General features: G+C 71.1%; 12 protein-coding genes. 3 read left to right on the plus strand and 9 right to left on the minus strand.

The annotated features are described in order from the left end of the window. The first annotated feature begins 2 nt into the window (after positions 1 to 2). The gene (locus ABZU91_RS21310) at positions 3 to 509 is read left to right on the plus strand and encodes a MarR family transcriptional regulator (protein WP_355242989.1); all 507 of its coding nucleotides are present in this window, start codon (positions 3 to 5) and stop codon (positions 507 to 509) included. A 107-nt stretch (positions 510 to 616) separates the two neighbouring features. On the opposite strand, the gene ABZU91_RS21315 is transcribed toward ABZU91_RS21310, so the two are convergent. Together ABZU91_RS21315 and ABZU91_RS21320 are read right to left on the minus strand one after the other, a co-directional pair. Then, positions 617 to 1,618: a D-alanine--D-alanine ligase gene (locus ABZU91_RS21315; protein ID WP_355242992.1), complete on the minus strand. Its 1,002-nt coding sequence runs from the start codon at positions 1,616 to 1,618 to the stop codon at positions 617 to 619. A 7-nt stretch (positions 1,619 to 1,625) separates the two neighbouring features. Then, positions 1,626 to 2,939: a PLP-dependent aminotransferase family protein gene (locus tag ABZU91_RS21320; protein WP_355242994.1), complete on the minus strand. Its 1,314-nt coding sequence runs from the start codon at positions 2,937 to 2,939 to the stop codon at positions 1,626 to 1,628. Between the two features lie 284 nt (positions 2,940 to 3,223). Between ABZU91_RS21320 and ABZU91_RS21325 the strand changes: the two genes are divergently transcribed. Beyond that, complete coding sequence (locus ABZU91_RS21325; RefSeq protein WP_074315552.1) at positions 3,224 to 3,889, plus strand: GNAT family N-acetyltransferase; 666 nt, start codon at positions 3,224 to 3,226, stop codon at positions 3,887 to 3,889. 6 nt (positions 3,890 to 3,895) lie between these two features. Here the strand turns inward: ABZU91_RS21325 and ABZU91_RS21330 are convergent, their stop codons facing one another. The 7 genes from ABZU91_RS21330 to murJ form a co-directional block, all read right to left on the minus strand. Beyond that, on the minus strand, positions 3,896 to 5,059 hold the full coding sequence (locus ABZU91_RS21330; protein ID WP_355242998.1) for an N-acetylmuramoyl-L-alanine amidase: 1,164 nt from the start codon (positions 5,057 to 5,059) through the stop codon (positions 3,896 to 3,898). 151 nt (positions 5,060 to 5,210) lie between these two features. Beyond that, positions 5,211 to 5,534: a thioredoxin gene (trxA, locus tag ABZU91_RS21335; protein ID WP_355243002.1), complete on the minus strand. Its 324-nt coding sequence runs from the start codon at positions 5,532 to 5,534 to the stop codon at positions 5,211 to 5,213. Between the two features lie 31 nt (positions 5,535 to 5,565). Then, positions 5,566 to 6,516, minus strand: coding sequence for a thioredoxin-disulfide reductase (trxB, locus tag ABZU91_RS21340; protein ID WP_355243005.1), 951 nt, complete (start codon positions 6,514 to 6,516; stop codon positions 5,566 to 5,568). Positions 6,517 to 6,690: 174 nt separating this feature from the next. Next, the gene (locus ABZU91_RS21345) at positions 6,691 to 7,656 is read right to left on the minus strand and encodes a hypothetical protein (protein WP_355243008.1); all 966 of its coding nucleotides are present in this window, start codon (positions 7,654 to 7,656) and stop codon (positions 6,691 to 6,693) included. Next, entirely contained in the window at positions 7,653 to 8,357 is a 705-nt protein-coding gene (gene sigM / locus ABZU91_RS21350) for an RNA polymerase sigma factor SigM (RefSeq protein WP_355243011.1), read from the minus strand. The genes ABZU91_RS21345 and sigM overlap by 4 nt, the downstream gene beginning before the upstream one ends. Before the next feature lie 43 nt (positions 8,358 to 8,400). After that, positions 8,401 to 10,008, minus strand: coding sequence for a protein kinase family protein (locus ABZU91_RS21355; RefSeq protein WP_355243014.1), 1,608 nt, complete (start codon positions 10,006 to 10,008; stop codon positions 8,401 to 8,403). Positions 10,009 to 10,453: 445 nt separating this feature from the next. Further along, on the minus strand, positions 10,454 to 12,211 hold the full coding sequence (gene murJ, locus ABZU91_RS21360; protein ID WP_355243017.1) for a murein biosynthesis integral membrane protein MurJ: 1,758 nt from the start codon (positions 12,209 to 12,211) through the stop codon (positions 10,454 to 10,456). A gap of 126 nt (positions 12,212 to 12,337) precedes the next feature. Here murJ and ABZU91_RS21365 point away from each other — a divergent pair, with 126 nt between their 5' ends. Next, positions 12,338 to 13,798 carry a CCA tRNA nucleotidyltransferase gene (locus tag ABZU91_RS21365; RefSeq protein WP_355243020.1) on the plus strand — a complete coding sequence of 487 codons (1,461 nt, stop codon included), beginning with the start codon at positions 12,338 to 12,340 and terminating at the stop codon, positions 13,796 to 13,798. The last annotated feature ends 99 nt before the right edge of the window (positions 13,799 to 13,897 follow it).

Genomic DNA, 13,897 nt, shown 5'->3' on the forward strand with positions numbered 1-13,897 from the left:
CGATGGTCGAACATTACGATAGCAGGAGTCTTCGAGTGTCGAAACATGATCTGATCGGCTCGGTGGCCGCCGAACTCCGGCTGCTGCAGCAGAGCTTCGATGCCTTCGACGAGGCCGCCGCCGCCACCCTCAAGCTCAACCGAACGGACCTGCGGGCGTTGGACCTGCTCCTGGCCGGTGAGGGCTGCCTGTCGGCTGGCGAACTCAGCCATGCCTTGAAACTCAGCCCGGCCGCCACAACCACCGTCATCGACCGACTTGAGCGCACCGGATTCGCGGGCCGGATCTCCGACCCGCACAACAGGAGGCGTGTCCTCGTTGCCGCGACCGACGCGGCTCGCGCCGCTGAGCGAGACATATACGCACCGGTTGGTGTCGCCGGAGCCCAAGCCCTCGCCGACTACAGCCTCGACCAGCTCGCCACGATCCTGCACTTCCTGCAGACTGCCCGCCACGTGCAGGAGGATCAGGCGACGCGGCTCAGCCGACACGAACCCGACAATCTCTGACGCCTCACCGGTTGCGGCGTGGTGCGCAACGTCTCCCGGGCTGGCGGCGTCTCGGCATGCCGGCCGAACCCGTCCCCCTCCGCCCGGGATAGAAGGTTACCGCCAGGTCAGGACGCCTGTCGGGCGGCGGCCCGGGTGACGAGCGAGCCGACCAGGCGGCCGAAGTCCAGGCCGGCCGCCTGGACGGCCAACGGCAGCAGGGACGTCTCCGTCATGCCGGGCGAGACGTTGACCTCCAGCACGTGCGGCCGGCCGTCGGCGTCCACGATCACGTCGACCCGCGACAGGTCCCGCAGTCCGAGGGCGGTGTGTGCGGCGAGCGCCACGTCGGCCACCGAGGCTGCCACCTCCGGCTCCAACCGGGCCGGAGCGTGCCACGTGGTCCGGCCCGCCGTGTAGCGGGCGGCGTAGTCGTACACGCCGTTGCGCGGCACGATTTCCACCGGCGGCAGTGCCTGCGGCCCGTCCCCCAGGTCGATCACGGAGACCGCCACGTCCATGCCGGGCACGTACCGCTCCACGAGAGCCGTCGAGTCGTACGCGAAGCACCCGACCATCGCGGCGGGGAGCGATGCGGCGTCCCGGACCACCGCGGCGCCCAGACCCGACCCGCCCTGCGCCGGCTTGACCATCAGCGGGAGGCCGAGCCGGTCGGCGATGCGGTCCAGCACGGCCACCGCGCCGAGTTCGGAGAAGCGGTCGTGCGGCAGGGCCACCCAGTCGGGGGTGGGGATGCCGGCCTCGCGGAGGACCGCCTTGGCGGACGGCTTGTCCCAGGCGAGCCGGGAGGACCGGGCGTCGCAGCCGACGTACGGGACGCCGCACAGGTCGAGCACCCCCCGCAGCGAGCCGTCCTCGCCGGTCGCGCCGTGCAGGGCGATCACGACGGCGTCCGGCGGGTCGACCGTGAGGGACGGCAGGAGAGCCACGTCGGCATCCCGCAGCTCGGCCTCGACGCCGACGGCACGCAGCGCGTCGAGCACCCGTCGGCCGGAGCGCAGCGACACGTCCCGTTCGTAGGAGAGCCCGCCGGCGAGGACCAGCACCCGCAGGTCGGCCGCGACGGGGGTATCGGTCACGGAGAAGCGCTCGGCAGCGGTCGTACCCATGCCGGCATCATGCCAAGTCGGGGCCCGGCACGTCGGAGCCGGGCCGGCCGCGACGGCCCGCGGCACCGCCCACGGCACCGAAGACGCGGCGCGTCGCGATCTCCTGCTCCATGACACCCGCGAGCCGGCGTACGCCCTCACGGATGCGCTCGGGGGGCGGGAAGCTGAAGTTCAGCCGCATCGCGCCGGTGCCCGTCCCGTCGGCATAGAAGCCGGTGCCGGGCACGTAGGCGACCCGGGCGGCGATGGCGCGCGGCATCATGGCCTTGGAGTCCAGTCCGTCCGGCAGGGTGGCCCAGACGAAGAGCCCGCCGGCCGGGGTGGTCCAGCTGGTGCCCTCGGGCATCAGGTCGGCCAGCGCGTCGAGCAGGGCGTCGCGGCGTTCGCGGTAGACCTCGCGGTAGACCTTGAGCTGCTGCCGCCACGGCATCGTGCCGAGGTAGGTGGCCACGGCGGCCTGCGCGTAGCCGCTGGGGCAGAGGATCTGCGCCTCGCTCGCGATCACCAGCTTGTCGCGGACGGCGTGCGGCGCCAGGATCCAACCGACCCGCAGGCCGGGAGCGAAGGTCTTGGAGAAGGTGCTCAGGTAGAAGACGCCGTCGCGCCGCCGGGCCCGCAGCGGCGCCGGGGCCTCGCCCTCGAAACCCAGCTGGCCGTACGGGTCGTCCTCGATCACGAGCAGGCCGGCGCGCTCACAGATGTCGAGGACGCGCTCCCGGCGCTCCTCGCTGAGCGTCACGCCGGCCGGATTCTGGTAGGTGGGGATGGTGTAGAGGAACTTGACCCGGCGGCCGGCCCGGGCGAGGCCGGCGATGGCCGTCTCCAACGCCTCCGGGATCAGCCCGTCGTCGTCCATCGGCACATGCACCACCTGCGCCTGGGCGGCCTGGAACACCCCGAGCGCGCCCACGTACGTCGGGCCCTCGGCGAGCACCACGTCACCGGGGTCGAGGAAGAGCCGGGCGACCAGGTCGAGCGCCTGCTGCCCGCCGACGGTGACCACGACGTCCTCGGGTGAGGCGCCGCACGCGGCGTCGATGCCGGAGAGCGCCATGACTTCGCAGATCCGCTCGCGCAGCTCCAGGGTGCCCTGGCCGATGCCGTACTGCAGGGTGGTGACCCCGTGCTCGGAGCCGAGGCGACCGAGCATCTCGCCGACCGCGTCGAGTGGCAGCGCCGCGATGTACGGGGCGCCACCTGCGAGGGACACGACCTCGGGGCGACTGGCCACCGCGAAGAGTGCTCGGATCTCGGAGGCGGTCATCCCGCGCACGCGCCGGGCGTACCGGTCGGTGTAGTCGTCGAGTGTCGTGCCGGTCATGACCTCACCTCGATCGCTGCTCGGGTGGCTCCCGCTCCGGGTACCCCGCCCGCTCGTGACCATGGCGGCGGGACACCGATTGTCGATCCTAGTCGGCGAAAGCCTGGTTGCCGCTCTGCCGGAACGGATCGACCACATGGCGGACCGTCCTGCGGGGGCGGGGATTTGCGCGTCCCCTCCCGTACGGTCGATCGGCGGCGTACGATCGCTCGTCGGAGGCAGGAAGGCCGCGCTGTCGTTCCGTGCCGGTCTCACCACCGAGCCTAACTGTGGGGATGCGCCATATGTCGCGACGTCTGGTCAGCCTGACCCTCGACACGCTGGAGGATCTTCCGCGCCCCTGCCGTCAGTGCGTCTACTGGGAGCTGGATCCGGTCTCCGCCGATCGGGCCTGCGCCGCCGGTGACCCGGGCCTGGAAAAGGAGGCGTGGGTCTCCCAGACCCTGCTGGAGTGGGGTTCCTGCGGCAAGCTCGCGTACGTCGACGGCATGCCGGCGGGCTTCGTGATGTACGCGCCGCCCGCCTACGTGCCCCGCTCGATGGCCTTCCCGACATCGCCGGTCTCTGCCGATGCCGCGCTGTTGATGACCGCCAACGTGGTCGCCGCGTTCGCTGGCGGCGGGTTGGGCCGGATGTTGGTGCAGGGTGTCGCCCGGGACCTGACGAAGCGAGGGATCAAGGCGATCGAGGCGTTCGGCGACGCCAAGTTCGGTGACGCGGACGACCCGGCCGGAGGGTGCGTGGCACCGGCCGACTTCTTCCTCTCCGTCGGCTTCAAGACCGTACGTCCGCATCCCCGTTTCCCCCGTCTGCGCCTCGAACTGCGTACGGCGCTGAGTTGGAAGTCCGACGTCGAGTACGCGCTGGAGAAGCTGCTCGGCTCGATGAGCCCGGAGACGCTGCTCCGGCCGGTCCGGCCCGCGCCGGCCACCCGCTCGACGGGCGGCTGAGCGGGGTCAGTCGACGACGGTGCCGGCGGCCACGACCGCACGCAGCTCGCTGACGTCGAGCGAGCCGGTCGGCACGTCCCGCTCGATCGGGTAGTACATTCGCTGCACAGCCGCCACGATCGCCTCCACCACCCGATCACGGAACCGGGGGTCGACGAGCCGGGCGCGGTCCACGGGCGAGGTGAGGTAGCCGACCTCGACCCGGACCGCCGGCATCCTCGTCAGCCGCAGCAGGTCCCACGCCTTCGCGTGCGTACGGCAGTCCCGCAGCCCGGTCCGCGACACGATCTCCCGCTGCACCAACCCGGCCAGCCGCTCACCGGTCGCCGAGGTCACCCCGTTGTCGGTGCCGTAGTGGTAGGTCGCCACCCCTTCCGCGGCCGGGTTGGCGTGCCCGTCGAGGTGCAGCGAGATGAAGACGTCGGCACCGAGCGAGTTCGCCAGCAGCGCCCGGTCGGTGTCCGGCAGGCACTTGTCGGGCGCGGGACCGCGGGTGAGCTGGACCCGCACCCCGGACGCGGCGAGCCGCCCCTCCAACCGGCTCGCCAGGTCGTGGACGAGGTCCGCCTCCGTCCAGCGCAGTGGTCCGTCCGGCACCACCATGCCCGGATCGGTGCCACCGTGGCCGGGGTCGATGACCACCGTCTTACCGACCAGGGCGGGCCCGGACTGGCGGATCGCGTCGGACTCGCGCAGCCACTGGGGGCGGCCGCCGACGACCTTGCGACCGATCCGGCGCAGCGCGTCCATGGTGTGCGGGCCGCAGGAGCCGTCGGGGGTGAGCCCGACCTCGCGCTGGAACTGCGCCACGGCACGGGAGGTCCGGATGCCGTAGATGGCGTCGGCGCGGCCGACGTCGTACCCCATCTCCAACAGCCGTTCCTGGAGCGACCGGACATCCTCGCCGGTGAGCGGCTCGGGGATCGCGTGGTAGAGCGTGCGGGCGCCGAGCCGCCAGCGTGCGGCGTCCAGCGCGCCCCAGGTCTCCGAGCCGACCCGGCCGTCCACGCTGAGCCCGCGGGACTGCTGGAACGCGCGGACCGCGCGTTCGGTGTCCCGGTCGAACTCGTCGCCGTGCGAGCCGTCGGCGGTGAGCAGGTCGAGGCCGGTGAGGATGGTACGGATCTCCGTGACCGCTGGTCCCCGGTCTCCCGGTCGGATCGGACGCACGCACGACCCCCTCTGCACGAGTCTGGCTGGCCGGGCGGCGGCCCTGGGTTGAGGCTATGCGTTCCAGGGCGGTGACGGGCTCGGGCCCCGGAAAAAACAGCGAACCCCGCACCCGACGAGCGGGTACGGGGTTCGGGGGTGTCCGCGCTGATCAGAGGGCCGACTCGATGAGCCGGACCAGCTCGCCCTTCGGCTTGGCGCCAGCGATCGACCGCACGGGCTGGCCGTTCTTGAAGACGGTGAGGGTCGGCACCGACATGACCCGGTAGGCCCGGGCGGTCTCCGGGTTCTCGTCGATGTTGAGCTTGACGATGGTGACCTGGTCGCCCATCTCGCCCGCGATCTCCTCGAGCAGCGGCGACACCTTGCGGCACGGCCCGCACCACTCGGCCCAGAAGTCCACCAGTACCGGCTTGTCGGCCTGCAGCACGTCAGCGACGAAGCTTGCGTCGGTGACCGCCTTGGTATTTCCCACTATTGCCCTCCTCCGGGATGTGTTTCCTGTTTCAGCTGAGCGTCGCGATGAACCGCTCGGCGTCGAGCGCGGCGGCACAGCCGGTGCCGGCCGCGGTGATCGCCTGGCGGTAGGTGTGGTCGACCACGTCACCGGCGGCGAAGACGCCGGGCACGCTCGTCCGGGTGCTGGGCGCCTGGACCTTCACGTAGCCCTCGTCGTCCAGTTCGACCTGGCCCTGGAACAGCTCACTGCGGGGGTCGTGACCAATCGCCACGAACACACCGGTCACGTCCAGCACCTTGGAATCGCCGGTGTGCACGTTGCGGACCCGTACACCGGTGACCTTGCCGTCAGCGCCGAGGACCTCTTCGACGGTGCTGTTCCACTCGACCTTGATCTTTTCGTTGCTCAGCGCCCGGTCGGCCATGATCTTGCTGGCCCGGAACGAGTCGCGCCGGTGGATGATGGTCACCGAGTCGGCGAAGCGGGTGAGGAAGCTGGCCTCCTCCATCGCCGAGTCACCACCGCCGACGACGACGATGTGCTGGTTGCGGAAGAAGAAGCCGTCACAGGTGGCGCACGAGGAGACACCGTGGCCCAGGTACTCCTGCTCGCCCGGCACACCCAGCGGACGCCAGGCCGAACCGGTGGAGAGGATCACGGCACGGGCCCGGTAGGCGGTCTCGCCGACCCACACGGTGCTCACCGCGCCGGAGCCGGAATCGCCGGTGTCGACCAGCTCGACCCGCGTCACGTCGTCGGTCAGGAACTCGGCGCCGAACCGCTCGGCCTGCTTGCGCATGTTGTCCATCAGCTCGGGGCCGAGGATGCCGTCGGCGAAGCCGGGGAAGTTCTCCACCTCGGTCGTGGTCATCAGCGCACCGCCGGACTGCGCGCCCTCGATGATCAGCGGCTTCAGGTTGGCGCGGGCCGCGTAGACCGCCGCCGTGTAACCGGCCGGGCCGGAGCCGATGATGATCAGGTTGCGGACCTCGTCCACTGCCGTCTCCCGAGTTGTGTGTTCGGCGTCGGCGCGCGCACCGATGCTGATCCGAGTGCCGACGCCTGGGGGACGCCGGCAGCTGACTTCCAGAACGTCATCGTACGAAGCGGAGATTCCCGAGCCGGGCATCGGCGTGGGTCAGGTCACGTGGACGCTCATCGTGCTGCGGAATCACCCTACCCGCGCCGAATACCGGCTGTCCGAGCCGGACCCGGGTACGCCACACTCGGCGCCGCTCACCCAGGCCCAGCGCGCCCCGGTCGTGTCGGTGAACCGGATGACGAGCGCCTGCTCGCCCTGGAACCGCGCGTAGTCGATGACTTCGACGACCAGTGGGCCCGAGCCGTGCTCCGCCGCCACGGACGTCAGGCAGGCGGTCAACGCGGCCTCGTCGGTGAGTCGGGCGAGCTGATTCGACCCGTCGGGGGCGGGCCGCCGGTCCCCTTCGGCGTCCACCCCGGGCTGCCCGCCGGGACCGCTGCCGTTCTCCTCCCGCATCGGAGACTGCGGGCTCGACGTACCGCCGAGGTCCTGCGGGGTGTAGTCGGTACCGCTGTGCAGCGCTGGGCCGGACGTGCGGACCGTCCCGCCGGCAGCGATACCTGCCGGCGCGTTGGCCGGACGGTCCATGGCACCGGAATCGGCGGTGTCGGTGGACAGGTGGTTGAGTCCCAAGCCGAGTACGACGACGGCCGCGGCCGCGACGGCCACCGGGGCGGCGCTGCGGACCCAGCGGCGCTGCCGGCGACCCGGGCCGGTGGCGACGCCGCGCCCCGACTCGGCAGGGGACGGGCTGGTGGGTCGACGCCCGCCCTGTGCCGGCACGGTCACCGGCGTCGCGGCGGCAGGCGCCTCGGACGACACGGTGGCGTCGTCCGTCGGGCTGTCCGCGGCCAGCGCGGCGGCGATTCGTTCGGCGACGTCGGACGGCAGCTCCGGTGGAGGCTCGGCCCAGCGGGCCAGGTCGCTGCGGACCTGCGTCACCGCGGGCGCCAGCAGCGCGTACGCCTCGGCCCAGGCTGGGTCGGCAGCCACCAGCCGGGCGACCTGGGCCTGCTGGGGCGTGCCGTCCAACGCGCCGCCGAGGTAGTCAGCGAGCAGGTCGACGTCGACCTCCCTGAACTCCTCGGCCGTCACGTGTCCTCCTGATTGGCGTCCTGCCGGAAGCGAACCGACCCCGATCCGACGCCCTCGGCCGGGCGTGGGTTCCCCGGCGTGACGCCTGGCACGTCCGGTCCGGCGCCGACCCCTCCGGGACCCGCCGACACCGCCGGACGGAGATGCCCGAGCAGCACCGCCAGCCGGGCCCGGCCCCGGGCACACCGACTCTTCACGGTTCCTTCGGCGACACCGAGGATGCGGGCCACCTCGGCCACCGGATAGCCCTGCACGTCCACAAGTACCAGGGCGGCCCGCTGCTCGACCGGCAGCGCGGCGAGTGCCGCGCGGACGACGAGCGCCGTGTCGTGGTCCTGCGCGGGCGCGGCCGGCTCGACACCGCCGGTGCCCGACCCGTCGCCGGACCGGTTGCCGTCCGGCAGTGGCACGGTGGGGTGCGCCTGCCGACGTCGGATGCGGTCCAGGCAGGCGTTCACCACGATGCGGTGCATCCACGTGGTGACGGCGGAGTCACCACGGAAGCGGGCCGCCGCCCGGTGTGCCGACAGCAGGGCGTCCTGGAGCGCGTCGGCGGCCTCCTCGCGGTCGCCGAGCGTCCGCAGGGCCACCGCCCAGAGTCGGTCGCGGTGCCGGTGGAACAGCGCGGCGAAGGCGTCCCGATCGCCGGCGACGTGGGCGCGCAGCAGCTCAAGGTCAGTTGCCGCGTCGCGCCCGTCCATCACCACGTCCGGCTGATGCGGTGCCCGGGGCGTGCTGCCCGACTCACGAACCCTGGACCGTGATCTCCTGCACTCCGAGCTTGAAGCCGTCGTCGTCGCCGTTGGGCGGCAACTCGGTGAACCAGAGCAGCAGGTACCGGTACTTCTGGTCGGCGTCGAACCCGTTGAAGGTCATCGTGGTGCCGTCGTGCTCCTTGAGGACACCGATCTCCGTCTTGTAGTTCGACACCATCGACTTGTCGCCGTTGGAGGTCGACGGGTAGGTGTTCGTGCCCGCGAGCAGCTTCGCCGTGGCGCCTCGACCGGAGAGCACAGCCTGCACCGACTTCACCGTGTGCGGGGCACCCAGGTCGAGCCAGACACCCATGCCGGACTTGAGGTTCCCGTACGTGGCGTTCGGGTAGCGGTCGGTCTCCCAACCCTTGTCGTTGTCACCGTCGATCATCTTCTTGGCACCGTCGAGCTCGTCCCGCGGGACGCTGTCCGGGTCGACGACCTTGATGTCCTGCACCTTGAGATTGCGAACCGTGGCGGCGGCCGGAGTGGCCTCCCCGGCCGGAGCGCTGGCGCTGGGCGTGGCCCCGGCGGTGTCCTGCGGCTTCTTGTCGTCGTCGCCGAGGGCGCTGATCCCGATGAGCAGGCCGACCAGGGCCACCGCCAGCAGACCCGCGATGCCGATGGCGACCTTGCGACCGCCGGCTGCGGCCAGCGGCGACGGCTCTTCCTCGGTGTCGGCGGTGAACCGCAGCGGCCCACCGTTGTCGAGGTAGTGCTCGTCCTCGGCCGGCACGTCCAACCGGGCCAACTCGGCTGCCAGCACGTCGGACGACGGCGGCGCGATGTCGGCGTCGAGCAGGTCCATGGTCAGGTCGTCCAGGTACGCGGGCACACCGGCCCGGACCTGACGGGGTGCCGCGAGGACGCCGCTGGCGTCCCGGACCGCGTCCGGGATGGCGGCCCGCCCGTGGCCTGCGGTGGCGCCGCGTAGCGGTGCCTCGGTGTGCGGCCAGTGACCGGTCAGCGCGAAGTAGAGGACGCCGCCGACCGCCCGGATGTCGTTCTCCTGGCTGTCGTCGCCGTCGGTGCGGGCGTCGGCCAGGACCACGCGACCGTCATCGCTGATCATGACGGTGCCGGGGTGGACGTTGCCGTGCACCATGCCGGTGGCGTGCACCGCGGCCAGAGCGCTCGCGACGGCGTTGCCGATCGCGGTGGCCCGGGCCGGGTCCAGTGGACCCTCGGCGGCAAGGTCGCGCAGCGACTGCCCGTCCACCCACTCACGGACGACGTACGCCCGCTCGGCCTCGTCGATGGCGTCGTAGACGCCGACCAGGTTGGGGTGGATGACCCGGCTGGCCGCGACGGCTGCCTGAAGCATCTCGGTGGCGGAGTCGCCACCCGGATAGCGCAGCACCACCGCGACAGGGCGGCGCAGGATGACGTCGACCCCGCGCCACACCAGCCGACCCGCGCTGTCGTTGTTGATGTGCTCGACCAGCTCGTAACGCTCGGCGAGGATTTCACCGGCCGTGGGAGCACCGAAGGTCATGACCGGCGGAGCGCTCTCGTCCGCCTCCTGACCCTCGCCGACCTGGGTCACCCGTCCTCCCTCGGTGATCGTGTCGATCGATGGACCCGAACTGCTGGGCATGTGGCTTCCCGCTCTGCCGTCGAAGGAACCGGCCAACCGGTGTCGACGCCCAGCGCCGGCGCCTGCCGTACCCGTCGAGAGCGACCTTACCCGGGTTGCCCGTCTCCCCGACATGTCATCTTCTGGCCGTACCCGGCGGGGTGCCGGGGATCGGAGAAGTCGTCCGGTTACGACCGTTGTCACACACGTTGCTGGCACATGTACTAGCTAATCTACGGCTTCACCGCAAGTGACCGACGTCGGGGCCGGGTCGGGCGTGGCACCCTCGCTCCACAGCCAGTTCCCGCCGATCAGGCGGCCACGCTCAGCCGTACGGTTGGTTATCCACAGGCTGATCCGGTGGCTGACCGGTGAATCGCGGAGTTATCCACAGGTGCATCCCCAGCCTGGTGATCCATGGTCACGTTCCGTGTGGCGATTACGGAAGGTTCTCGAAGTCTCGCCGTCAGCGACCGAGGCGACGGCGAACCATGCCGACGACCTCGGTGATTTCCCCGATCCGCAGCACCTTGGCCAGCCCGAGATAGGACCCACCGATCACCGCGCCGCCGATCACGAGCTGAAGGACGGCCTGCATCCAGCTCGGCGTGTCGCCCCCCGGAAGCACGCTCACCACGAGCAGGCCGACCAGGGCCGAGCCCAGCGCGGCGACCGCGACCCGACCAAGGGTGCGCAGGATGGCCCCCATCCCGATCCGGCCGACCCGGGGCCGCAGCAGCCAGGCGGAGGCGAACGCCGCTGCCAGGTAGGAGACGGCGTTACCGATCATCATCCCGGCCGCCGCGAAGTGCGCGGCGAAGGCGACGTACAGCACCACCTGCACACCGATCCGCAGTGCCACCACCGGAATGTTGATCAGCGCCGGGGTGCGGGTGTCCGGCAGGGCGTAGAAGGCGAAGGTGAAGAGCTGGCTGATCGCGAACGGCACCAGTGCCAGCGCCGCGAGCAGGAGCACCAGTGAGGTGTCGGCGGCGTTCTCGTCGGTGAACGCGCCGTAGCGGAACAGCGTCACGGCCAGCGGGGTGGCCAGCACCGCGTAACAGACCGCGATCGGGGCGAGCACCGCCGAGACGGTGCGGGTGCCCCGGGACAGGTCGGCGGCGACGTCGGCGTACCGACCGTCTGCGGCCGCCGCGCTCATCCGGGGCATCAGCGCCGTGATGATCGAGACGGCGATGATGCCGTGCGCCATCATCAGCAGCAGGAACACGTTGTTGTAGATCAGCGGGCCGGCGGCGTTCTCCTTGCCGGCCCGGTTCAGCAGGTTGAACAGCACGATCAGGCCGACCTGGCTGACCGCGACGTAGCAGAACATCCAGCCGCCGAGGCGACCCAGCTCCCGCAGCCCGAGGGTGCGGAAGTCGAATCGGAGCTTCCAGCGGAAACCGACCTTGCGCAACGCCGGCAGCAACCCGGCGGCCTGGATGGCGACACCGAGCAGGGTGCCGCCGCCGATCAGCAGGATCCGGCCGGTGGTCATCTCGTCCGGCTTGACGATCCTCGCGCCGAAGATCGCGATGTACAGGCCCGCCGTGGCGATAACCACGATGTTGTTCAGGATCGGCGCCCACATCGGGGCCGCGAAGTGCCCCCGGGTGTTGAGCACCGCGCTGATCAGCGCGCTGAGGCCGGTGAAGAAGATCATCGGCAACATCAGGTAGGACAGTGCCGTGACCAGGTCCCGGAAGTCAGCTCCGGTCTTCTTGCTGGCGTAGAGCGAGGTCAGTGCCGAGGCGAAGGCCACCGCCACCAGCGCCGCCACGGCCAGGGCCAGCACCGCGAGGGTCAACAACCGCTGGGCGTACGCCTGACCGCCGTCGGTGTCGACCTTTCGGCGGCGGACCAGCACCGGGATCAGGACACTGGTCAGGATGCCGCCGAGGAGGAACTCGTACACCATTCCGGGCAGGATCTGCGCGGTCGTGTACGCGTCACCGACCAGTGCGCCACCGAGCGCGGCGGTCAACGCCAAGGTGCGCAGGAAGCCCGTACCCCGGCTGACCAGGCTGCCGATCGCCATCACCGCGCTGTTGGCGGCGGCGCTGGTCTCGCCCACCTGCTCCTGGGGCGGAGCGGTGGACTCCATGGCCGGCTGGTTCAGCGGCTCGGCGGAGATGAAGGTGGCGCCGTCGGAGGGGCGGAGGTTGGCTCCCGCACCGCCGTCCTGCGCGGCGTTCGCGCTGCGGTAGAGCCCGCCGCTCATCTCCAGCCTCCCAGGGGTACGTCGAGCCGGGCACCGACCCGCACGTCACAGACCTTAGTCAACCCACACCCGTTACCCGCGCCCGGCGGATCGGATCACACCCCGGCCCGATAGGCTGGCGATCCCATGTCCGAAGCCTCCGCTCCCCACGCCGCCGACCGCCGCGAACTCACCGCCGCGCAGCGCAACGCCGTCGCCGAACTGCTCCGGGTCTCCCCGGTCGCCGACGAGTTGGGCCGCCGTTTCGTCCGCGCCGGTCACGAGCTGCACCTGGTGGGCGGTTCGGTGCGGGACGCGTTGCTCGGCCGACTCGGCGACGACCTGGACTTCTGCACCGACGCCCACCCCGACGAGACGTTGCGGATCATCAAGGGCTGGGCCGAGTCGATCTGGGAGACCGGCCGTGAGTTCGGCACCATCGGCGCGCAGCGCGACGGGCTCCGGCTGGAGATCACCACCTTCCGCGCCGAGTCGTACGACCAGGTCAGCCGTAACCCGGTGGTGGTGTACGGCACCAGCCTCGACGAGGACCTGAAGCGGCGCGACTTCACCATCAACGCGATGGCCGTCAGCCTGCCGGACCACCGCTTCACCGATCCACACGGTGGGGTGGCCGACCTCTCCGCGCAGGTCATCCGTACGCCCAGCACCCCGCGCGAGTCCTTCGGTGACGACCCGCTGCGCATGCTCCGGGCCGCCCGGTTCGCCGCCCAACTGCGCTTCGCCGTCCACCCGGACGTGCACCTCGCGATGACCGAGATGGCCGCGGACCTGGACCGGATCACCGCCGAACGGATCAGGGACGAGTTCACCAAGCTGCTCTGCGGCGCCGACCCGATCACCGGGCTGCGCCTGCTTGTCGACACCGGCCTGGCGGAGCGGTTCCTTCCCGAGCTGACCGGGCTGAAGCTGGAGATCGACGAGCACGCCCAGCACAAGGACGTCTACGAGCACACGCTGACGGTGGTCGAGAACGCGGTCTCGTACGAGGAGGAGGGCTGCGACTTCGTTCTACGGATGGCCGCTCTCCTGCACGACGCGGGCAAGCCGGCGACGAAGGCCGTCGGGTCCGACGGCCGGGTCAGCTTTCACCACCACGAGGTGGTCGGCGCCCGGTTGACCAAGGCCCGGATGAAGGCGATGCGGTACCCGAAGGAGGTCACCGCGAAGGTGACCGCGTTGGTCGCGCTGCACCTGCGCTTCTACGGGTACGGCCGGGGCGAGTGGACCGACTCGGCGGTGCGTCGCTACGTCGCCGACGCCGGTGACCTGCTGCCCCGGCTGCACAAACTGACCCGCTCGGACTGCACCACCCGCAACCGTCGCAAGGCGGCCCAGCTCGCCGCCGACTACGACGCGCTGGAGGGGCGGATCGCCCGGATAGCCGCCGAGGAGGACCTGGCCCGGGTACGCCCCGACCTGGACGGCAACGCGATCATGGAGTTGCTCGGCGTACCCCCCGGTCCGATCGTCGGACGGGCCTGGAAGCACCTCAAGGAACAGCGCCTGGAGCACGGACCCCTGGACCGCGACGCCGCCGAGGCCGAGCTGCTCCGCTGGGCCCGCGCCGAAGGCCTAATCCCCTAACCCCCCGCGCCCCCACGGCCGCGCGCCTTCGCCCCTTTGCACTGCTTCAACGGACGCAACAGTCACGGTCCGTGCTGCACCCGCGATCGGCCCGCACGC

Origin of the sequence: Micromonospora sp. NPDC005174 (genome assembly GCF_040608495.1) — a bacterium.
GTDB lineage: Bacteria > Actinomycetota > Actinomycetes > Mycobacteriales > Micromonosporaceae > Micromonospora.